General features: G+C 67.0%; 23 protein-coding genes. 13 read left to right on the forward strand and 10 right to left on the reverse strand.

Annotated features, from left to right (window positions below; translation table 11 throughout):
* The first annotated feature begins 2 nt into the window (after positions 1–2).
* The 11 genes from G6N30_RS02880 to G6N30_RS02930 are packed head-to-tail and all read left to right on the forward strand — an operon-like array spanning position 3 to position 13,252.
* Entirely contained in the window at positions 3–1,211 is a 1,209-nt protein-coding gene (locus tag G6N30_RS02880) for a CaiB/BaiF CoA transferase family protein (RefSeq protein ID WP_134059804.1), read from the forward strand.
* Between the two features lie 14 nt (positions 1,212–1,225).
* Entirely contained in the window at positions 1,226–2,425 is a 1,200-nt protein-coding gene (locus tag G6N30_RS02885; RefSeq protein ID WP_134059806.1) for an OB-fold domain-containing protein, read from the forward strand.
* A gap of 22 nt (positions 2,426–2,447) precedes the next feature.
* Positions 2,448–3,614, forward strand: coding sequence for a thiolase C-terminal domain-containing protein (locus tag G6N30_RS02890; RefSeq protein ID WP_134059808.1), 1,167 nt, complete (start codon positions 2,448–2,450; stop codon positions 3,612–3,614).
* Entirely contained in the window at positions 3,607–4,404 is a 798-nt protein-coding gene (locus G6N30_RS02895) for an MlaE family ABC transporter permease (protein ID WP_134059810.1), read from the forward strand. Before G6N30_RS02890 ends, G6N30_RS02895 begins: the two co-directional genes overlap by 8 nt.
* Before the next feature lie 3 nt (positions 4,405–4,407).
* On the forward strand, positions 4,408–5,265 hold the full coding sequence (locus G6N30_RS02900) for an MlaE family ABC transporter permease (protein WP_163687359.1): 858 nt from the start codon (positions 4,408–4,410) through the stop codon (positions 5,263–5,265).
* 9 nt (positions 5,266–5,274) lie between these two features.
* Positions 5,275–6,552, forward strand: coding sequence for an MCE family protein (locus G6N30_RS02905; protein ID WP_134059814.1), 1,278 nt, complete (start codon positions 5,275–5,277; stop codon positions 6,550–6,552).
* The gene (locus G6N30_RS02910) at positions 6,549–7,574 is read left to right on the forward strand and encodes an MCE family protein (protein WP_134059816.1); all 1,026 of its coding nucleotides are present in this window, start codon (positions 6,549–6,551) and stop codon (positions 7,572–7,574) included. Before G6N30_RS02905 ends, G6N30_RS02910 begins: the two co-directional genes overlap by 4 nt.
* Positions 7,574–8,656, forward strand: a complete 1,083-nt coding sequence (locus tag G6N30_RS02915) for an MCE family protein (RefSeq protein WP_134059818.1) — start codon at positions 7,574–7,576, stop codon at positions 8,654–8,656. Before G6N30_RS02910 ends, G6N30_RS02915 begins: the two co-directional genes overlap by 1 nt.
* The gene (locus tag G6N30_RS02920; RefSeq protein WP_134059820.1) at positions 8,653–10,128 is read left to right on the forward strand and encodes an MCE family protein; all 1,476 of its coding nucleotides are present in this window, start codon (positions 8,653–8,655) and stop codon (positions 10,126–10,128) included. The genes G6N30_RS02915 and G6N30_RS02920 overlap by 4 nt, the downstream gene beginning before the upstream one ends.
* A complete protein-coding gene (locus tag G6N30_RS02925; protein ID WP_134059822.1) occupies positions 10,125–11,501 on the forward strand; it encodes an MCE family protein in 1,377 nt (458 codons plus the stop codon). The genes G6N30_RS02920 and G6N30_RS02925 overlap by 4 nt, the downstream gene beginning before the upstream one ends.
* Positions 11,501–13,252, forward strand: coding sequence for an MCE family protein (locus G6N30_RS02930; protein ID WP_134059824.1), 1,752 nt, complete (start codon positions 11,501–11,503; stop codon positions 13,250–13,252). Before G6N30_RS02925 ends, G6N30_RS02930 begins: the two co-directional genes overlap by 1 nt.
* 75 nt (positions 13,253–13,327) lie before the next feature.
* Here the strand turns inward: G6N30_RS02930 and G6N30_RS02935 are convergent, their stop codons facing one another.
* The gene (locus tag G6N30_RS02935; RefSeq protein WP_134059826.1) at positions 13,328–13,834 is read right to left on the reverse strand and encodes an Rv2253/PknI dimerization domain-containing protein; all 507 of its coding nucleotides are present in this window, start codon (positions 13,832–13,834) and stop codon (positions 13,328–13,330) included.
* A 189-nt stretch (positions 13,835–14,023) separates the two neighbouring features.
* Between G6N30_RS02935 and G6N30_RS02940 the strand changes: the two genes are divergently transcribed.
* On the forward strand, positions 14,024–14,413 hold the full coding sequence (locus G6N30_RS02940; protein ID WP_134059828.1) for a hypothetical protein: 390 nt from the start codon (positions 14,024–14,026) through the stop codon (positions 14,411–14,413).
* Between the two features lie 13 nt (positions 14,414–14,426).
* Here G6N30_RS02940 and G6N30_RS02945 read toward each other — a convergent pair whose 3' ends face one another.
* The 3 genes from G6N30_RS02945 to G6N30_RS02955 all read right to left on the reverse strand — a co-directional run bounded on the left by G6N30_RS02945 (position 14,427) and on the right by G6N30_RS02955 (position 16,698).
* Complete coding sequence (locus G6N30_RS02945) at positions 14,427–14,843, reverse strand: Rv2576c family protein (RefSeq protein WP_134059830.1); 417 nt, start codon at positions 14,841–14,843, stop codon at positions 14,427–14,429.
* Positions 14,843–15,301, reverse strand: coding sequence for a hypothetical protein (locus G6N30_RS02950; protein WP_134059832.1), 459 nt, complete (start codon positions 15,299–15,301; stop codon positions 14,843–14,845). The genes G6N30_RS02945 and G6N30_RS02950 overlap by 1 nt, the downstream gene beginning before the upstream one ends.
* Before the next feature lie 119 nt (positions 15,302–15,420).
* The gene (locus G6N30_RS02955) at positions 15,421–16,698 is read right to left on the reverse strand and encodes a cytochrome P450 (protein WP_134059835.1); all 1,278 of its coding nucleotides are present in this window, start codon (positions 16,696–16,698) and stop codon (positions 15,421–15,423) included.
* A 148-nt stretch (positions 16,699–16,846) separates the two neighbouring features.
* On the opposite strand from G6N30_RS02955, the gene G6N30_RS02960 reads away from it, so the two are divergent.
* Complete coding sequence (locus G6N30_RS02960) at positions 16,847–17,464, forward strand: TetR/AcrR family transcriptional regulator (protein ID WP_234880311.1); 618 nt, start codon at positions 16,847–16,849, stop codon at positions 17,462–17,464.
* 20 nt (positions 17,465–17,484) lie between these two features.
* On the opposite strand, the gene G6N30_RS02965 is transcribed toward G6N30_RS02960, so the two are convergent.
* From G6N30_RS02965 to G6N30_RS02990, 6 genes are read right to left on the reverse strand one after another with little or no spacing between them, the layout of a single operon-like run.
* Positions 17,485–17,778 carry a cytochrome C oxidase subunit IV family protein gene (locus G6N30_RS02965; RefSeq protein ID WP_134059839.1) on the reverse strand — a complete coding sequence of 98 codons (294 nt, stop codon included), beginning with the start codon at positions 17,776–17,778 and terminating at the stop codon, positions 17,485–17,487.
* A gap of 3 nt (positions 17,779–17,781) precedes the next feature.
* A complete protein-coding gene (locus tag G6N30_RS02970; RefSeq protein WP_134059841.1) occupies positions 17,782–18,369 on the reverse strand; it encodes a cytochrome c oxidase subunit 3 family protein in 588 nt (195 codons plus the stop codon).
* A gap of 5 nt (positions 18,370–18,374) precedes the next feature.
* Positions 18,375–19,121, reverse strand: coding sequence for a hypothetical protein (locus G6N30_RS02975; RefSeq protein WP_134059843.1), 747 nt, complete (start codon positions 19,119–19,121; stop codon positions 18,375–18,377).
* Positions 19,118–19,858 carry a hypothetical protein gene (locus G6N30_RS02980; protein WP_134059845.1) on the reverse strand — a complete coding sequence of 247 codons (741 nt, stop codon included), beginning with the start codon at positions 19,856–19,858 and terminating at the stop codon, positions 19,118–19,120. The genes G6N30_RS02975 and G6N30_RS02980 overlap by 4 nt, the downstream gene beginning before the upstream one ends.
* Before the next feature lie 6 nt (positions 19,859–19,864).
* Positions 19,865–21,007 carry a thiolase family protein gene (locus tag G6N30_RS02985; protein WP_134059847.1) on the reverse strand — a complete coding sequence of 381 codons (1,143 nt, stop codon included), beginning with the start codon at positions 21,005–21,007 and terminating at the stop codon, positions 19,865–19,867.
* A gap of 28 nt (positions 21,008–21,035) precedes the next feature.
* Positions 21,036–21,449, reverse strand: coding sequence for a Zn-ribbon domain-containing OB-fold protein (locus G6N30_RS02990; RefSeq protein WP_134059849.1), 414 nt, complete (start codon positions 21,447–21,449; stop codon positions 21,036–21,038).
* Positions 21,450–21,531: the final 82 nt, after the last annotated feature.

The following is a 21,531-nucleotide window of genomic DNA, read 5'->3' on the forward strand; positions in this document are numbered from 1 at the left end:
CGATGAGCAGACCGTTGGAGGGCGTCCGCATCCTCGAGGTCGCGATGTACGGGTTCGTCCCGTCGTGCGGTGCGGTGCTCGGTGAGTGGGGCGCCGATGTCATCAAGGTCGAACACGCGGTGACCGGCGACCCGCAGCGCGGGCTGCGCCAGACCGGCCCGCTGCGCGTCGAGGGCGACCCGAACCCGAACATTGAACACGCCAATCGGGGCAAGCGCAGCATCGGGCTGGACATGTCGGTGCCCGAGGGGCGCGAGGTGCTGCTCGAACTGGCCCGCCGCGCCGATGTGTTCCTCACCAGTTTCCTGCCGGGGCACCGGCAGAAGTTCGGCATCGACGTCGACGACATCCGCGCGGTGAACCCGAACATCATCTACGCCCGCGGTAGCGCGCTCGGACCGCGCGGCGAGGAGTCGGTCAAGGGCGGCTACGACATGACGGCGTTCTGGTGCCGGGCCGGGACGGCCGCCACCATCACCCCGCCCGGGATCGAGGGCATGATCGGTCCGCCCGGGCCGGCCTACGGCGACACCATCTCCGGGACCAATCTGGCCGGCGGCATCGCGGCGGCGCTGTTCAAGCGGGAGCGCACCGGAGAGCCGTCGGTGGTCGACGTATCGCTGCTCGGCAGCGGCCTGTGGTCGATGGGCCACACTGTCGCGCTGACCACCCACCTCAACCAGCTGATGGTCACCCCCCCGCCCGGCGTGCACGGGTCACCGATCAACCCGCTGGTGGGCGTCTACCCGACGGCCGACGCCCGCTACATCTCGTTCGTGATGATGCAGCCGACGAAGTTCTGGGCCGACGTGTGCAAGCACATGGATCTCGAGGACTACGCCGACGATCCGCGCTTCGCCACCGCAGAATCCTTCGCCGAGCACACACCTGCCGCCGTCGAGATGCTCACCGAGGCGATGCGTAAACGCCCGCTGCCCGAGTGGAGCGAGCGGTTTGCGACGCTTGCCGGTCCGTGGGCTCCCGTACAGGACACCCTGCAGGCGGCCCAGGACGCGCAGATCCGGGCCAACGAGTACATCGTGCAGGCCGGCGAGCTGGAACTGGTGGCCAATCCGGTCCAGTTCGACGTCGCCGCCCCGCAGACCGGTGGGGCACCGGGTTTCGCCGAGCAGACCGACGACATCCTGGTCGAACTCGGCCTCGACTGGGACCGCATCATCGAGCTCAAGACGGCCGGCGCCGTCACGTGACAGTGGAGACCTGAATGCCGTTCATCGCTTCGATCGGGACGTACCTCCCGTGTTGGGGCACACCGCATCACCGCATCGCCGGTGATGACGAGGACGCCATCACCATGGCCGTCGAGGCCGGGCGCGCGGCGCTGAGCGCGGGTGGGCCGGCGGAGCGGGTGGTGCTGGTCGGCCGCGACCTGCCGCTGACCGAGAGCAGCAACGCCGCGGTCCTGCTGGCCGGTCTCGGCCTGGATCCGGAACTGGAGGTCGACGAGCGGCTCGGCGGTGCGCCGGCCACGCTGGACGCGGTGAGTTCCGCCCGGCCCCGGTCCCTGGTCATCGGGGTGGATCTCGAACCGGCGGGCGCCGCGGCGATCCTCACCTCCGACCGCGGAAAACAGGTCCGCACCGCCGCCCGCGTGGCGCGCAGCCTGCCGGTGCGCACCCGTAACGCCGTCGGCGTCGTCCACGACTACGGCGACCCGCGACTGCTGCACGAGCGCGGACTGCTGGCGTCCCTGTCGGCGGCCTGGCTGGACACGCCGGTGGTCGTCGCCGGGGTCGAGCACGACAAGGTCGTGACGCTGTGCGCCGGCGATCCGCCACGGCTGCCGACTTTCGGAGCAAGTTCTGGTCTGTTCGCCCTCGCGAGCCTGACCGAGTCCCATACGATGGGCCCCTTGGTCGCGGTGGAGCAGGCGAGTCTGTCCGGCATCACCGTCACAGGCGGTGAGGCACAAGTGATTCGACGCGAACCGGCGGCGCGGCCGCTACCGGAGGGGACGGTCACCCCGGGCGCCGACCTGGCGATTTCGCTGGCAGCCTACGAGCGCGCATTCGAAGCGAAGGTGCGCTGGGAGGCCGGCAGGCACACCGGCAGTGACGATCTCGATTTCCCGCCGCGGTACCGGGTCGGCGACGACTGCGCCCTCGACACCGACTACGAGTTGGTGCCGTTACCGCGCACGGGCACCGTCTACACCGAGGCGACGGTGCGGATCCCGGTGCCGGGGATGCGGTCGCCGTACTCGCTGGTGATCGTCGAACTCGACGGGACCGACGTGCGGGCACTGGTCAAGGTCACCGGTGCCGAACCCGGTTCGGTCGACATCGGTGACCGGGGACGGATGGCGTTGCGCCGCGTCGCGGTGCGCTCCGGGGTGCCCGACTACGGCTATGCCTTCGAACCCGGTGCCTTCGAACCCGGTGCCTTCGAACCGGATGCGGCATGACCGCGCCGGGGCGGGAGGCGCCATGCGCAAGGTAGCGATCGTCGGGGCGGGGATGACCCCGTTCGCCGAACACTTCGCGCTCGGCATCAAGGACCTGCTGCCGATGGCGTTCGCGGAATGCGCTGCCAGCGTGGACAAGGGCATGGCGAAGAACGACATCGACGCGGTCTGGTTCGGGGCCATGGGCACCACCGACGGCTTCCCGTCCGGCATCCTCGCCGACACGCTCGGTATGCAGGACATTCCGGTCACCCATGTCGAGAACTCCTGCGCCACCGGCAACGACGCGGTGCGCAACGCGCTGTACGGCATCGCCTCGGGCGCGGCCGACGTCGCGCTGGTGATGGGAGCTGACAAGCTGCGCGAGGTCGCCACCAAGGACATGCTGTGGGGCTGGGAGGCGACCACCCGCGACATGGCGTGGGACTACCCGCTCGGCCTCGTCGCACCAGCCGGGTTCGCGCTGCACGTGCGCCGGTACCTGTACGAATCCCCGGCCACCCGTGAGCATCTGGCGATGATCGCGGTCAAGAACCACCGCAACGCCGTTGAGAACCCGAAGGCCAGGCTGCGCTTCGAGATCACGGTCGAGCAGGCGCTGGCCGCACCGATCGTGGCCGACCCGTTCGGGGTCTACGACTGCGCACCGCAGAGCGACGGCGCCGCCGCACTGGTCCTGGCCGCCGAGGACGTCGTCGACCGCTTCACCGACCGGCCCGTGTGGGTCCGCGGGGTGGGGCTCGGCATGGATTCGGTGATGTATCCGCACAAGCCGGATATGACGACGTTCCCCGCGACCGTGCGCGCCGCCAAACGGGCCTTCGGCATGGCGGGGCTGACACCCTCCGACGTCGACGTCGCCGAGGTGCACGACTACTTCACCGGTATCGAGCTGATCAGCTACGAAGACCTCGGATTCGCCGAGAGGTTCGGCGCCCACAAACTCGTCGAGGCCGAGGTGACCAGCATGGGTGGGGCGCTGCCGGTCAACCCCAGCGGCGGCCTCAAGGCCAAAGGCCACCCGCCGGGCGCGACCGGCGTCGCGCAGTGCGTCGAGCTGTTCGGGCAGCTCCGCGGCGAGGCGGTCAATCAGGTCGACGGGGCACGAATCGGTCTGGCACACAACATCGGTGGTCCGACCGCGGTCGCGGCGGTCACCATACTGGAAGGGGCCGGAGCCCATGGCTGAGCGGTGGACCCCAGGGATCTCCCTGGGCCGCAACCTGTCCGGGCCGATGCAGGCCGTGGGCGGGTTGTTCGCGATGTCGGCCGACGCGGTGCGGTACGTGTTCCAGCGGCCGTTTCAGTGGCGCGAATTCCTCGAGCAGTGCTGGTTCGTGGCCCGGGTGTCCCTGGCCCCGACCCTGCTGGTGGCGATCCCGTTCACCGTGCTGGTGAGCTTCATCCTCAACATCCTGTTGCGCGAACTGGGCGCCGCCGACCTCAGCGGCGCCGGTGCCGCGTTCGGCGCGGTGACCCAGGTCGGCCCGATGGTGACGGTGCTGATCGTCGCCGGCGCCGGGGCCACCGCGATGTGCGCCGACCTGGGGTCGCGCACCATCCGCGAGGAGATCGACGCGATGGAGGTGCTGGGCATCAACCCGGTCCAGCGGCTGGTGACGCCACGGATGCTCGCCTCCGGTCTGGTCGCCCTGCTGCTCAACAGCCTGGTCGTCATCATCGGCATCCTCGGCGGCTACGTGTTCTCGGTCTTCATCCAGGACGTCAACCCCGGTGCCTTCGCCGCAGGCATCACGCTGCTCACCGGTGTGCCCGAAGTGATCATCTCCTGCATCAAGGCCGCGCTGTTCGGGCTGATCGCCGGCCTGGTGGCGTGCTACCGCGGCCTGACGATCAGCGGTGGCGGCGCCAAGGCCGTGGGCAACGCGGTCAACGAGACGGTGGTGTACGCGTTCATGGCGCTGTTCGTCATCAACGTGCTCGTCACCGCCATCGGCATCCGGATGACGACGGGCTGAGCCATGGGAACGATGACCACACTGCGGGCGACCTATCCCCGCATCAGCCGCCAACTCGGCCGCCCCGCGCAGATCCTGGGCCGGATCGGCGACCACACCCTGTTCTACGTCCGCGCCCTGGCGGGCACCCCCCACGCGGCGGTGCACTTCCGCAAGGAGATCATCCGGTTGATCGCCGAGATCTCCATGGGGGCGGGCACTCTGGCGATGATCGGCGGCACCGTCGTGATCGTCGGATTCCTGACCCTCGCCGCGGGCGGCACGCTGGCCGTGCAGGGCTACAGCTCGCTGGGCAACATCGGCATCGAGGCGTTGACGGGCTTCCTCGCCGCGTTCATCAACGTGCGCATCTCCGCGCCGGTGGTGGCGGGTATCGGGCTGGCCGCCACCTTCGGCGCGGGCGTCACCGCGCAGCTGGGTGCGATGCGCATCAACGAAGAGGTCGACGCGCTGGAGTCGATGGGCATCCGGCCGGTCGAGTACCTGGTGAGCACGCGGATCGTAGCCGGGATGATCGCGATCACCCCGCTGTACTCCATCGCGGTGATCCTGTCGTTCGTGGCATCGCAGTTCACCACGGTCGTCCTGTTCGGACAGTCCGGCGGTCTCTACGACCACTACTTCGACACGTTCCTCAACCCGATCGACCTGCTGTGGTCGTTCCTGCAGGCGATCCTGATGGCGATCACGATCCTGTTGATCCACACGTACTTCGGCTACTTCGCCACCGGCGGGCCGTCGGGTGTGGGGGTTGCGGTCGGCAATGCGGTGCGGACCTCGCTGATCGTGGTGGTCTCGGTGACCCTGCTCGTCTCGCTGTCCATCTACGGCTCCAACGGCAACTTCAACCTGTCGGGGTAGGGGAGCACTGTGTCGAAGAATATGGGCCCCGGACCGATGCATCGCTCCGAGACGACGAGCGGAGCCTCACCAATCGCCTCGTCGAGCGGTCGCCACTTCGGGGTCACGCATTACGCGAGGCCGCTGGCCGGTCTCGGCATGGTCGTGGCCGTGGTACTCATCGTTGCGCTGGCGGTCGGGCTGTTTCGCGGCAGCTTCTCCGAAAGCGTTCCGGTGACCGTGATCTCGGACCGCGCCGGTCTGGTGATGAACCCCGACGCCAAGGTCAAGATGCGTGGGGTGGAGGTCGGCAAGGTCGACTCGATCGAGCACCGTGCCGACGGCACGGCCGCGCTGCATCTGGCGATCGAGCCGTCACAGATGCGGCTGATTCCCGAGAACGTGGGCGTCGACATCGAGTCGACGACGGTGTTCGGCGCGAAATCCGTGCAGTTCGTCACGCCCCCTGATCCGTCGGCCAAACCGCTGAGCCCCGGTCAGACACTGCGCGGTGACCGGGTCATGGTCGAGATCAACACCGTCTTCCAGGATCTGGTGGCCGTACTGGACCGTATCGACCCGGCCAAATTGAACCAGACGCTCGGAGCGCTCTCGTCGGCCTTTTCGGGTCGCGGGGAGAGCATGGGTAAGACCCTGAGCGATTTCAACGCCCTGCTCGCCGAGCTGGAGCCCAGCCTGCCCAACCTCGCCAGGGACATGGAACTGACCGCACCGGTGGCCTCCGCCTACGCGGACATCGCACCGGACCTCCTGCGCACCATGCGCAATGCGACGACGATCAGCGACGGCATCGTCGAGGAACAGAACAACCTGGACGCGTTCCTGGTCAGCGCGATCGGACTCGCCGACATCGGCAACGAGGTCATCGGCGGCAACCGTGAGGCGTTCAGCGAGGTGCTCAGACTGCTCGTCCCCACCACCGATCTGTTCAACGAGTACGCGAAGGCGATCAACTGCACCCTCGAGGGCATGAGCTACGTGCTGCACCAACCGCCGCAGCTGGATCCGGGAGTTGTGGTGAACGTGGCCTTCACCATGGGCATCGAGCGCTACCGCTACCCGCGGAACCTGCCGAAGGTCGCCGCGAAGGGCGGACCGCAATGTATGGGACTGCCCTACATCGGATTCGGCAACCGGTCGAAGTTCCTGGTCACCGACAACAACGGCAACCCGTGGCAATACGGCAACCAGGGCATCTTGCTGAACTCCGACGGTCTCAAGCAACTGCTCTTCGGACCGCTCGACGGGCCGCCGCGTAACACCGCACAGATCGGACAGCCGGGATGACGCGCGTAACAGGCACACTGGTGAAGTTCGCGGTGTTCGCCACAGTGATGACGCTGCTGACCGTCTTCCTGTTCATGGCCTTCAGTCAGTACCGGAGCGGTTCCACCTCGAGTTACTCCGCGGTGTTCTCCGACGCATCGCAACTGAAGACCGGCGACTCGGTGCGGGTGGCCGGGGTCAGGGTGGGCACCGTGGAGGGCGTTGCGCTGCAGAACGATAAGACCGTGCTGGTGGAGTTCGACGCCGATCAGAGCGTCGTCCTCACCTCCGGCACGCAGGCCGCCGTGCGCTACCTCAACCTGACCGGTGACCGCTATCTCGAACTCATCGACGGTCCCGGTTCGACGCGTGTCCTGCCCGCAGGGGCACAGATCCCGAAGGAACGCACCGCCGCTGCGCTCGACCTCGACCTGTTGCTCGGCGGCCTGCGTCCGGTGATCCAAGGCCTCAATCCCCAGGACGTCAACGCGCTGACGACCTCGCTGATCCAGATCTTCCAGGGTCAGGGCAACACGCTGGATTCGCTGCTGAGCAAGACCTCGTCATTCTCGAACACCCTCGCCGACAACAGTCAGGTCATCCAGCAGTTGATCGACAACCTCAACACGGTCGTCGACACCCTGGCCCGGGACGGTGACAAGTTCTCCGGCGCCATCGACCGCCTCGAGCAGCTGATCAGCGGCCTGGCCGAGGACCGCGACCCGATCGGCACCGCGATCACCGCCCTGGACAACGGAACCGCGTCCATCGCCGATCTGCTCACCGAGGCTCGCCCGCCGCTCAACCGCACCGTGGACGAGTTGAACCGGCTGGCGCCCCTGGTCGACGATCACAAGATCATCCTCGACATGGCCTTGCAGAAAGGACCCGAGAACTACCGCAAGGTCGCGCGGCTCGGCGCCTACGGCAGCTGGATCATGTACTACATCTGCGGGATCTCGTTCCGCGTGACCGATCTGCAGGGCCGTACGGCGGTCTTCCCGATGCTCAAACAGGAAAGCGGGAGGTGCGGCGAGCCCTGATGCGCAAATATCGTGAATCGAATCTGATCAAGGCCGGCTTCATCGGCGTAGCGCTGATCGTGCTGGTGATCGCCGTCGGGCTGCAACCCGAGCGCATCATCCAGTGGGCCACCTCGGTGCGGCACCAGGCGCTGTTCACCGAGGCCGGTGGCCTCACCGCCGGCAACGACGTCATGGTGTCGGGGATCAAGGTCGGTTCGGTGACCGACGTGTCGTTGTCCAATGGCGATGCGCTGGTGACGTTCACGACGGACGGACGTTACACGCTGGGATCGCAGACGACCGCGCACATCCGCATCGGATCCCTGCTGGGTGAGCGCATCCTCACCCTCACGTCCGAGGGCAGTGGATCGCTGAGCCAGTCCGAGATCATCCCTGTCTCGCGGACTTCGTCGCCCTATTCTCTGACCGATGCCGTCGGCGACCTGACGACCAACACCGCCGGTACGGACACGACGTCGCTGAATCAGTCGCTGGACACCCTGGCGGCGACGATCGACCAGGTGGCGCCGCAGCTCGGACCGACCTTCGACGGACTGAGCCGGCTGTCGCGTTCGCTCAACAGCCGCAACGAGAACCTGGCCGGGTTGCTCAAGAGCGCCAGCGAGGTCACCGAGGTGCTGTCGCAGCGCAGCCAGCAGTTGAACACTTTGATCCTCAACGCGAACGATCTGCTCGGGGTGCTCAACGACCGCAGGCAGGCGATCGTCGATCTGCTGGCCAACACCTCGGCCGTCGCCCAGCAACTCACCGGTCTGGTCGCCGACAACGAACAGGAGTTGGCGCCGACGCTGCAGCGGCTCAACTCGGTGATGGCGATGCTCGAAGGCCATCGCGACAACATCGCCAAGATCCTGCCGAGCCTGAAGAAATTCATTCTCGCGCAGGGCGAGACGCTGGCAAACGGCCCCTACTACAACGCCTTCGTGCCCAACCTGCAGCCGGCGCAGATCCTGCAGCCGTTCATGGACTACGCGTTCGGCTTCCGGCGCGGCACCAACGCCGGTCAGCCGCCGGACACCGCGGGGCCACGTGCCGAATTGCCGCTGCCCTACAACGGCATCCCGGGAGGTTCGCGATGACAAGCCGGGGACGTCTGACGAAGCTGCTGACGGTGGGGCTGGTCGCGCTGGTGGTGGCCGGTGTCGCCGTGCTGGTGCGCCAGGTGTACTTCGGTCCGAAGAAGATCGCCGCGGTGTTCACCTCCGCGACGGGCATCTATCCGGGTGACGAGGTCCGGGTGTCCGGTGTGCAGGTGGGCACCATCGACTCCATCAACCCGGAGGGCACCCAGACCCGGCTGATGCTCCACATCGACCGCGACGTGCCGATCCCCGCGGACGCCAAGGCCGTCATCGTCGCGCCCAACCTGATCGCCGCGCGCTACGTCCAGCTGACCCCGGCCTATCGCACGAGCGGCCCGACGATGCCCGAGGACGCGGTGATCCCGCTGGAGCGCACCGCCGTCCCGGTCGAATGGGATGAGGTCAAAGAACAGCTCATGCGCCTGGCGACCGACCTCGGCCCGCAGAGCGGGGTGGACGGCACCTCGGTGTCGCGGTTCATCAACAGCGCCGCCAACGCGATGGACGGCAACGGCGACAAGTTGCGCCAGGTCATCACCGAGCTGTCCGGGGCCGCCCGCGTGCTGGCCGAGGGCAGCGGCAACATCGTCGACATCATCAAGAACCTGCAGACCTTCATCTCGGCCTTGAAGAACAGCAATGAGCAGGTGATGTTGTTCCAGGACCGGTTGGCCACGCTGACGAGCGTGATCGACGGCAGCCGGTCGGATCTCGATGCGGCGCTGAAGGATCTGTCGGTGGCCGTCGTCGAGGTGCAGCGTTTCGTTTCGGGCACCCGCAATCCGGCCTCCGAGCAGGTGCAGCGGTTGGCCAACGTCACGCGGAACCTGCTCGACAACAAGCTCGAGATCGAGAACCTGCTGCACATCGCGCCGAATGCCTTGAGCAACGCCTACAACATCTACAACCCCGACACGGGCAGTGCCGTCGGCCAGTTCGTGTTGAACAACTTCTCCAACCCCGTGCAGTTCATCTGCGGTGCGGTCGGCGCAATCGAGAACACCACCGCCCCCGAGACCTCGAAGCTCTGCTCGCAGTACCTCGGACCGGCGTTGCGCCTGTTGAACTTCAACTATCTGCCCATCCCGATCGCGCCGTATCTGTCGCCGTCGGCCAATCCCGAGAACATCATCTACTCCGAGCCCGGTCTCGCCCCGGGAGCGGGCGGCAGCACTCCGCAACCGCCGTTGACTCCGCCATCCGTTTCCGCCTACGAGGGTGTCGCCCCCGGTCCGCCACCGTTCACCGGGCGACCGCCCGGTGTACCGGGTCCCGGTGCGCAGCAACTGCTTCCGGGGGCGCCACCCGTGATACCGCCGAATCTGCCGACCTCGGTGGAGAACGTTCTCAATCCGGCCGGTGTGCCGGCGGGTCCGCCACCCGGGCCGCCACCTCCCGGGCCACTGCTGCCGGCCGAGGCCCCGGCACCGGGCGCACCCGCACCCGCGGAAGGGACCCCACCAGCATGACGGGCGGAAAGGCCAAGCGCCTCACCATCGCCGTGGGCTCGTGCGTTGCCGTGACCCTCAGCGGTTGCGGGTTCCAGGGCGTCAACACCCTGCCGCTGCCGGGTGCGGTCGGCCGCGGGCCCGACGCGAAGACGTATCACGTCGAGATCGCCAATGTCGCTCAGCTGGAACCGAACTCGCCGGTGATGATCGACGACGTCGTGGTCGGCAGTGTGAAGTCGATGTCGGTGAAGAACTGGCACGCCGACGTCGAGATCTCTGTGAAGCCGGAGGTCGTGGTGCCGGGGAACGCGATCGCGAGTGTCGCGCAGACCTCGCTGCTGGGGTCGATGCACCTCGCGCTCAATCCGCCCCTCGGCGAGGATCCCGAGGGCGTGCTGCAGCCCGGATCCACGATCTCGCTCAACGACTCGTCCACCTACCCCACCACCGAGCAGACGCTGTCGTCGCTGGCGGCCGTCGTCAACGGTGGCGGGCTGGGGCAGATCGGCGATGTGATCCACAATTTCAGTACCGCGCTCGACGGCCGTCAGGGTGAGGTGCGCGATCTGCTCACCCGGCTCGACACGTTCGTCAGCACGCTGGACGCCCAACGCGACAACATCGTGTCGTCTATCCAATCGCTGAACCGGCTGTCGTCGACGTTCGCCCAGCAGCGCGACGACATCACCGTGGCGCTGGACCGGATTCCGCCGGCCATCGACGTGCTCGTCAGGGAGCGGCCCCGGTTGACCACCGCGCTGCAGAAGCTCGGTACGTTCAGCGACACCGCGACGCAGTTCGTCAACGATTCGCAGGCCGACCTGGTGAGGAACTTGAAGAACCTGGAACCCGCGATCAAGGCGTTCGCCGACGTGGGCCCGGATCTGAACAAGATCCTCGAGTTCGCGGCCCACTTCCCGTTCACGCAGAGCTTCATCGATCGCGCCATCCGCGGCGACTACTACAACCTGTTCGCCATCGTCGACTTCACGATCCCGCGGTTGAAGCGAACTCTGTTCCTGGGGACCCGGTGGGAACAGGAGGGCGCCGAATTGATCCCTGCGCCAGGCGATCCCAACTACCTGCAGTACACCTACGATCCGCTCAAGCTCGGGATCGACCCACCGCCACCCGATGCGTTCCCGGATGCGGCGCCGATCGAGTCGGCGACCGGGGAGGCTGCGCCGCCACCGCCACCGCCACCGCCGCCGGTCACCGCCGACGTGGGGCCGATTCTGCCGGTGACGCCGCCGGCGCCGATGTCGGCCTTCGGGGCGCCCGCCCCGGCGCCGGCGCCCGCCCCCGGAGCGACGGCACCGGTCTTCGCGGGACCGTATCCGAATTCGACGCCGCCGCCTGATGCGGCGCCGCCGGCTCCAGGGGGTCGCTGATGCTGACACGCTTCGTCCGGATCCAGTTGATCCTCTTCACGATCGCCTCGATCGTCGGCGTTGCGGTCATGGCGTTCGTCTACATGCAGGTGCCCACGCTGCTCGGGGTGGGCCGGATGATCGTCAAGGTGGAGCTGCCGGATTCCGGTGGTCTCTACCAGTTCAGCAACGTCACCTATCGCGGCTCTCAGGTCGGCAAGGTCACGACGGTGACGCTCACCGAGAAAGGTGCCGAGGCGACGCTGTCCCTCGAGGGTTCGGCGAAGATCCCGGCGGATCTGAAGGCCGAGGTGCGCAGCGTGTCGGCGGTCGGCGAGCAGTACGTCGAGCTCCTGCCCCGCACGGATCAGCCGCCGTATCTGGAGGACGGCTCGGTGATCGCCATGGAGAACACCACGGTTCCTCAGGCGGTCGGCCCGATGCTGGATCAGGTGAGCGCATTGGTCAACACGATTCCGAAGGACACGCTCGGTCAGTTGCTCGACGAGTCGTACAACGCGTTCAAGGGCACGGATTTCGACTTCGGATCGCTCCTCGACTCGTCATCGACCATCACCCGGGACGCGCGCGGGATAGCGGGGCAGACGCGAGCCCTCACCGACGACGCTGTGCCGTTCCTCGACGCGCAGGCCCAGACGGCCGATTCGATCCGCACATGGGGCAGAAGCCTCGCCGGCGTCACCGATCAGATCTCCAACAACGACCCCCAGGTCCGCTCGATCCTGCGCAACGGGCCGGGCTTCGCGCAGGAGACCGCCCGGTTGCTCGAACAGGTGAAGCCGACGCTGCCGGTGTTGTTGGCCAACCTCACCACGTTCGGCCAGATCGGCGTGACCTACAACCCGTCGATCGAACAACTGCTGGTACTCGTGCCGCCGTTCGTCGCGCAGATCCAGACCTACGCGCCGACCAACAACCCCAGCGGTCTGCCCAATGGTGACTTCTCCTTGGGCCTGGGCGATCCCGCGGCCTGCACCGTCGGGTTCCTGCCGCCGTCGTCGTGGCGCAGTCCGGCCGACACGTCGGTCATCGACACCCCGGACGACCTCTACTGCAAGCTGCCGCAGGATTCTCCGGTCGCGGTGCGTGGGGCGCGCAACTACCCGTGCATGGGACACCCGGGGAAACGCGCACCCACCGTGGAAATCTGCAACGATCCCAACGGCTTTCAGCCGCTGGCGCAGCGTCAGCATGTACTCGGGCCGTACCCCTTCGACCCGAACCTGATGAAGCAGGGCATTCCACCGGACAGCCGGGCGTTGGTCGACTCGAACACCTTCGGACCCATCGAGGGCACTCCGCTACCACCCGGGGTGACCGAGCGGCCGGCCGACATACCACCGCCCCCGTCACCGCCACCGAATTTCGCGGGCACGGGTCCGGGACCACTGTTACCCGGGCGGCCGTTGTACACCTCACCGCCGGTGAGCCCGCCGGGGCCGGCCCAGGTGACCGAACCCGACGCCGTTCCGCTGCCGCCCGCGCGACTCCCGCAGGCCACCGAGGTTCCCGTGCCGCCCGGTATGGCCCCCGAAGACGTGCCGCTGCCACCCGGCGCCTCACCAGTGCCGTCGCCGGCTCCGGCCGCGGCGCCCACGGGGTTCGACGGCGGCGCCTCGTCCGGCCCGTCGGTGGGCATCGCGAAATACAACCCGCGGACCGGTGAGTACATGGGCAGTGACGGCAACATGTACCGGCAGTCCGACCTCGTCACGCAACCGAAGTCGTGGCAGGAGATGATGCCGACCTGAGACGCCGACCAACGAAAACCGGCCCGGGCAGACAACTGCTCTGGGCCGGTTCTGGTTGTGACGCAGCGACTCTGGTCAGATCTTCTTCATGTAGAACGGCATCCGGATCTGGGGCCACTGGTTGCGGCCACACGATCCGCTCGGGCCGACGGTCTGGTTCTCACCGGTGTACTCGGTGGAATTCGGGTCGAGGTGACCGTCGAAGCCGACCGGGTAGATCTTGTAGATGCGGAGTCCTTCGACCGGCTGACCGTCGGCGCAGAACCGCCACTCCGGGACCACCCGTTTGACGTACCACAGACCGTTCGTCGTGTAGATCGGCGCACTCCAGCCCGCATCGCTGTTGACCGTGCCTGCACAGTCGTTGGGTGACGTGCACACCGTGTTGATCGTCCACGTGCTGCGCTCGCCGGGCTGGATCTCGAAGCGCTCGTTGACCTTTGCGCGATCACCGTTGGACGAGATGGCGAAGGTTCCGTTGATGCCCCAGTCGTTGCTCGCGCCGGCAGGCGCAGCCGAGGTCATCCCGACGACCGCGGTGACTCCCGCGATCGCGGCACCGACCTTGATCTTGGCCGACATTGGCGTCACTCCTCTGCCCAGCATAGTGCAGTCATCGATCTGCGAGAATACCAGTTCTGACGAAAGACCGTTGCGCATCAACCGGATTCGGCCCGGGACGTTCTCTCGCGGTCGGTGGCTGAATGGCGTACCAATCTTCTCCGAAGGCAAGAGTTCAGTTCTGCGATGTGGGAAACTGTAGGGGTGCGGATGACCATGTTGGCTGCCGTCTCGGCGGTGGTGGCCGGAATGCTGACTGCGCCGCAGGCGAGCGCGGAACCGCAGACCTGCAATGACCCCTTCTGCGTTCCCGGTATCACGCCGAACGTCGTGCAGGGCTCCTATTGCTCGAACACCAGCTACTACGTGTTCGGCACCGCGGTCGCCGGTGCGTCGACGCGGGCGGGCCGCCTGCTTTTCTGCGGTTCCCCCCGCCGGTACGAACCGCGATGGTTCCGGTCGCCGCCGATGGCCGGGATCCGGACCGAGGGCAGCGACTGTGCCAACTATCTGGACTACGTGGCGCAGGCGCCGGACGGCCTGTTTCTGACCTGTGTCCCGATGAACGGTCGGCAGCTCTGGCGCCGAGGGGATGCCTGAGTACCGCTGCCGTCTACCAGGCGCGGATGGAGCACAGTGCGCCCCGAGTACCGCTGTCGGTCTTGACGACCGTACCGTCGACAGCCAGTTCGCATCTGAGCGTGGGCGCCTGCAGCTCCGGCGACTCGCCGCTCTGGACGAGAACCATTGCCCAGCGAGCCGGATCGGCGAGCCGGGTCTCGAGCACCCACGGCCGGTCCGGCGCGATGTCAGCCTCCGCCTTCGGGCTGAAGATGTAGGGGTTGTGGCTGTATTCGGAGAAGTTCGGGGGTTCGACGTCGCGGTAGTAGATGTCGCCATAGAACGGAGCGTCGGCTGTCACGGTGTATCGGACCTCGTGCATGACCGGCTGCGCCGTCGCCGGGGCTGCCGTGCCGAGCGCCCCACCGACGAGAACCATCGCCGCGCTGATCGCCATCGTGGTGCGCATCAGGACATCCTGGTCAGGGTGAAGGGATAGGTGCGCTGACCGCCCGGGGCCCCGTCGCAACCGGCGTTGAACGACGAGACCATGTGACCGGCCAATGTCGTCGCGTCCCAGGTGTAGACATCGTGTGTGGGGATGGTCGGCCCGTAGTAGATGTCGCCGCAACGCAATCCGAACGGATCGTCGATGACCATGGTGTAGCGGCCGTCGGCCAACCATGCCTCGGCCTTCGTGTAGACCGCCTTGGCGATCGGCTGCGGCATCGTCATTGCGTCGATGCAGTCGGTCCGCTTGGAGTTGTCCGGGTTGCGGCACGGTGAGATCGCCGAGAGGATCCAGGTGTGGAAATCCCTGCGGTCGGGGATGTTGAGCATGTAGTTGCCGAGGGTCATGGCCGACGCCTGAGGGGCGCCGACCAGCGCCGCCGTCACGAGTGCGACACCGATCAAGACAGACTTCACGGACCCCTCCAGCGCATCGAAAACCCTTGCTCGCCTTGACGAGATCGGCCTTCTCATCACGGGAGAATATCAACTGCACGGGCGGCGCACCGGGGAACGGCCGGATGCGCCACCGTCTGTCACTCGCCGCTGAAGGTGATGTGCAGATCGGTGAGCCCGCGCAGGATGAAGGTCGGCTCGTAGGTGTAGCGGCGGTCCTCCCGGGGGCCGTGCCGCTCTTCGTCGATCGCGATCGTGCCCAACCGGTCCAGGAGCCGCTCCACCGAGACACGGCCTTCGACCCGTGCCAGCGGTGCGCCCGGGCACGAGTGGATGCCACGGCTGAACGCCAGGTGTTCGCGCACGTTGCGGCGGTTGATGTCGAACTCGTGGGGATTCTCGAACCGGCGCGGATCCCGGTTGACCGCACCGGGACTCACCATCACCGTGGTGCCCGCGGGAGTGTCGACCTCGCCGACGGTGGTGGTCTTGCGCGCCATCCGGAATACGGTCTTCACGGGGCTGTCCATCCGCAGGCACTCCTCGATGAAGTTCGGGATGCGGCTGCGGTCGGCGCGCAGCGTCTCCTGCAGTTCCGGTCGGTCGCCGAGCACCCGCAGCGCCGCACTCAGCAGCTTGGCCGTCGTCTCCTGACCTGCGGCGAACAGGAACGTCGCGGTGCGCACGACGTCGACGACCTCGGGGGTGGAGCCGTCCGGGTATTTCGCGGTCGCGATCGAGGTGAGGACGTCTTCACGCGGGTTGCGCCTACGGTCTTCGATGTACTGGCCGAACTTCTCGTCGGCCCACGCCAGTGGGTTGACGGAGATGGTCTCGTGGTCCAGCGAGCCGATGCGCGAGCCCGGCCGTTCGGCGCCGAAGGCTTCGCGGAACTCTTCGTGGTCTTCTTCGGGCACACCGAGCAGGTCGGCAACGACCAGGAGCGAGAACGGTTTCGCGTACGCGGCCAGGAACTCACACCTGCCGTCCGCGATGAATTCGTCGATGTGCCGGTCGGCCAACCGCCACATGAAGTCCTCGTTCTCCTTGAGCCGCTTGGGCGTCAGCAGACGGGAGAGGATCGACCGGGCATCGGTGTGCTGCGGTGGATCCATGGTCACCATGTGCTCGAACATGGGGATCTCGGTGCGATGCGCGTCGATCTGGGCGCAGATGTCGTCACCCTCGGGGGTGAACGGCATCGGCGTGAACGGACCCATGACCGAGATACATGAAGAAAAGGACTCGGTGTCGCGGTAGACCGCGTTGGCCTCTTCCCAACCGGTGACCGCCACCACCCCGTGGTGCGGCTCCCGGATCACCGGGCACTTGGCCCGCAGGTGGTCGAAATACGGATGCGGGTCGGGCACGAGCGAGGGGTCGGTGAAGTAGTCGATGTTGTCGAAATCGGTTGTCATGGATGTTCCTTCCCGAACGTCCGCATCGTTGCTGAGCACCTGCTTAGCATGGCCGTAGAGTGTTGGTCAAGGTCGACTGGTGGACGGCGCCTACCATTCCTGTTGTGGCGCGGGCGGACCCGGTGACCGCAGGACAGGAGGTGGCGGAGTGACGACGGCTTCGCAGCGGAGAATCGGTGCGCCCGACGCGAAGAACCGCGGCGTTCTTCTCGACGCCGCCGAACGACTGATGGTCGAAGAGGGATACGCCGCGGTGACGTCGCGGCGGGTCGCCGAACGGGCGGGACTCAAACCGCAGTTGGTGCACTACTACTTCCGCACCATGGACGACCTGTTCCAGGCGGTGTTCCGACGCCGAGCCGAACAGGGACTGGAAGTGCAGGCGCGCGTGCTGGACTCCCCGCAGCCGCTGTGGGCGCTGTGGCGGTTCAGTACCGACGCCGCGGCGACCCGGCTGACGATGGAGTTCATGGGTCTGGCGAATCACCGCCACGCGTTGCGCGAGGACATCGCGTACTACGCCGAGCGGTTCCGCGCTGAACAGAACAAGGTGCTCACCGCCGCGCTGCAGCGCTACGGTGCCGACGTCTCGGATGTTCCGCCGGTGGTGTGGACCGTGTTCGCCACGAGCGTCTCGCGCGTGATGGTCATGGAGCGTGCGTTGGGGATGTCCGCCGGTCACGCCGAGACGTGGGCGTTCTGCGAACAATGGCTGCGCCGCCTGGAAGGCGACTACCGGCCGCAGGACACCGAAGCCCCTGCCTGACGCGGTGATCCGGCCGGCATTCACCACAGGTACACCGCCAGGATGGCCGCCCACAGCACGAGAAGCCAGGCGTCGGTCGACAACTGCAGCCAGCGGGGCGCGTGCCGGACCTCCATGAAGTAGCGGATGATCAAGCGGCTTTTGATCACGGCCAGCGCGGCCACTGCGAGAGTGATCGGCACGCTCGAGGTCACCGGTCCGTGGGAGTGTGCGGGCGCCAACCACCACGACAGCACGGTGATCGCGGCGAGGGCGAGCCACGCCACGGTGACGGCGCGCGGCGCTGCGGTGCGGTTGGCGGCTGCGGTGTCCATCGGTCATCTCATCACGTAGAGCAGAGCGAAGATGACGATCCACAGCAGATCGACCATGTGCCAATAGGTTGCGCCGGACTCCACCATCGACATCCGCCGTCGCGTCCGCAGCTCCCGCGCGACGATGCCCAGAATCAGCAGGCCCAGTGCGACGTGGAACAGGTGGACACCGGTGAGCATGTAGTAGAAACCGAAGAACTCGCCGCTGCCCAGCGAATACCCCTCGGTGATCTTCGCCGACCACTCGTAGACCTTGATGCCGATGAAGACGGCGCCGCACAGTCCGCCGGCGTAGGTGAGGCGCAGCGCTCGGGTGTGGTCACCGGCGCGGGCGGCGAGCACCCCGCGCGCCACGAACCACGAACTCGTCAGCAGCACAACGGTGTTGAGCATGCCCGCGGTCAGGCTGAGATGCTGCTGGGCGGTGAGGAACGCCTCGGGTGCCATGGCCCGGTGGACCATGTAGATCACGAAGTATGCCCCGAAGATGATCAGATCGCCGAGCACCATGACCCACATCGCGCCGTCGCCGGGGAGATGGGCCTCGGGGCGGGCGGGGGACGTGGACGGCGCCTGTCGGGTCTCGGTCATCGGCGTCAGGCCACCGGTGCTTCGTCGGGGGACTGCTGTTCGTTGGCCCTCTTGAGGAAATAGATCACGCAGGACAGCCAGAATCCGAAGATCACTGTCCCCGTCCAGAACGACATCGAGCCGTTCCAGGCGAAGGGCCCCGCGGTGGTGACGAAGACCGGGATCGCCATGATCTCGGTGACGATCTGCCACACCGTCACGTAGGCCAGCCATTTCGGGAAGATCCCGTTGCGGTCGTAGAGGATGGCCACCGCGAACCCGAAATACGCTGCGGTGAAACACCCCAGCGAGCCGACGTAGGACAGGCAACCGAGGTCGTAGAGCAGGGAGAGCAGTTCCGGGTCGCGATCGGGGCGGTAGACGGCGGCCAGGAAGCAGAAGGCGACCAGCAGACAGCCCGGCAGCGCGCCGACCGCCATCCCGCCCAGATAGATGTACGCGCAGACGGATCCGGCCGTCATCCGCTTCATGTGGTAGACCACGATGCCGTTGGCCACCCCGGCGCCGCCGACGATGAGGATCAGCAGGCCGAAGCCGATCTGGATGGTCAGATCGTGGGCGGCGAAGAAGTCCACCTTGCCCGCCGTCGTGACGTCCGGCCGCGGCGGCGGCATCGTCCGGGCGAGGAGGAAGAAGATCGCGCCGAACGCGGTGTAGAAGGCAGGCACGATCCAGAAGGCGATCCAGATGTCGCGGGTGCCGGCGGGCCGGATGCGGTCCACCGTCGTCTGGTCGGAGACCAGGGCACTCACGGCGCGGCGCCTTCCTCGGCGGCCTGGCGGCGCAGTGCGGTTCGCAGCGCGAAGAACATCACGACGACGAAGCCGACGAACGCGCCGTTGCGCAGCCAGAACGACACCGCGCCGTCCCACGCCAGCGGACCGCTCGAGACCGCCGCCGCGCACGCCGCAGGCGCCATGGCCAGCCCCGTGATCAGCGCCACCAGCGCCACCCACCGCGGGAAGACCGGCCGAGGGCCGTCATCGAGATGGATCGCCAAGGCCAGCAACAGGTTCTGGGCCACCAGCATGCCGACGGGGGCGACGAAGACGATCCACGCCATGTCGTTGAGCAACTGCACCAGTTCCGGGCTGCGGTCCGGCCGGAACGCCGCGACGAGGAAGAAGATGTCGGCGAGCGCGAAGATCGTCGCACCGCTCACCGCGGCCGTCAGATAGCAGTACGCCAGCACATGGGTCTGGGTCGCCATGCGCTTCATCTGCACGACGATGACCATGAAGAACGGCAGCACCATGATGCCGCACAGATTCCAGGTGATCATGGTGGCGCGGACCAGGTCCGCGTTGTCGCGGTAGAACGCCGCCACCTCGTCGGCCGGCATGGCCGGTGACATCGGCGGGAAGAACCCCGGATACACCAGGAAGCCGATCAGCACCACGACCCCGGCGCACAGACCCGTCCACAGGCCTATGGTCTGTGTCCTGACGTCAGCCGAGGCGGGCGTCTGGGGTCCGGCGACCGTGGTCATCGGCGGTCACACGGACAGGATCGTCGCCGAGGCGGTACCGGGGGCGCCGTACACCTGCGCCAGGCCGACTTTGGGTTCACCCGGCACCTGCCGGTCGCCGGCCTCGCCGCGCAGCTGGCGCACGAGCTCGTGCACCTGACGCAGGCCCGACGCCCCGATGGGCTCACCGTTGGCGATCAACCCGCCGTCGGTGTTGACCGGGATGGAGCCGTGGATCTCGGTGGCGCCGTCGGCGAGCAGCTTCTCCTGCTCACCGTCGGCGCACAGGCCGGTCTCGGCCATGTGGATGACCTCCGCGCCCGCGTCGGTGTCCTGCAGCTGCGCGATGTCGACGTCTTCCGGGCCGATGCCGGCGATCTCGTAGGCGGCGCGCGCGGCGTACACGGTCGGGGAGGGGTCCTCGTCGAGCGGCGCGGAGGTGGCGTGCACCTCGTACGCGCCGTACGTACGGGTGCGGATCTCGCTGGCGCGCAGATACACCGGCTTGTCGGTGTAGCGGTGCGCGATGTCGCCGCGGCACATGATGACCGCGGCCGCGCCCTCGTCCGGTGCGCAGAACATGTACTGCCGCAGCGGGTAGTTCAATACCGGCGAGGCCATGATCTCCTCGACGGAGATCTCCTTGCGACGGAACGCGTTCGGATTCAGCGCGCCGTTGCGGAAGTTCTTGTTGGCGACCCGCGCCAGCGTCTCCTCGGAGATGCCGTGTCTGTGGAGATAGGTGTTGGCCTTGATGCCGAAGAATTTGGTGGTCACGAACTGACCGTTCTCGGCATACCACTGGGGGAGCGCGAGTTTCGCCGGATCGTCGGTGAACGCGCCGCGCGGGTGCTTGTCGAGGCCGATGGCGATACCGATGTCGTACTTGCCCAGGCGGATGGTGTCCGCCGTCTGCTGGATGGCGCTGGCGGCCGTGGCGCAGGCGTTGAACACATTGGTGAACGTGATGCCGGTCAGGCCGACCAACCGGGTGACCGCGTCGGGGTTGGACACCTCGTAGCTGCCGCCGAAGCCGAACTGAATGTCCTTCCACTCCAGCTTCGCGTCGGTGAGTGCGGTCTGGATCGCGTCGGCGCCCATCTGCATCGCGGTCTTGTCGAACCTCCCGAACGGGTGCAGGCCGACGCCGATGATGGCTACGTCGTTCATATCTCGACTCTTTCTCTCGTCGGCCGGCTCAGATCGGCTGGAACGCGAAGGTGACGACGTCCTCGCCGTCCTCGTCCTTGGTGAACGGCACCATGGTCAGCTCGACCTGCATGCCGAATTCGAGTTTGGCGGGGTCGTTCTCGGTGAGCCGGCCCTCGACCCGCACCACGTCATCGAGTTGGACGAGACCGACCCCGAACGGAACGAAATCCTTTCCCGTGGGGCCCTTGTAGGGAGGTCCCGGCGGGAACCCCTGGGTCGTCCAGGCGACCAGCGTGCCCCGCCGCGGAAGCAGCACCTGCGACATCTCGCCGCCACTGCACTTGGGGCAGCGGTCCTGCATCGGGAAGGTGGTGGCCGCGCAGCGTGCGCAGCGGCTGCCGATCAGCTGCGGTCGGTCCTCGGGCCAGGTCGAGATCTCGGGCGCGAGCGCCTTCGCCATGCGTCGTCCTCCGTGTCCGGGCAAGCCGCGATCCGGCGTGCATGCACAACGGTGACACTAGTGGGAAATGGCATTCTCGTCT

Origin of the sequence: Mycolicibacterium litorale, assembly GCF_010731695.1 — a bacterium.
Lineage (GTDB): Bacteria > Actinomycetota > Actinomycetes > Mycobacteriales > Mycobacteriaceae > Mycobacterium > Mycobacterium litorale.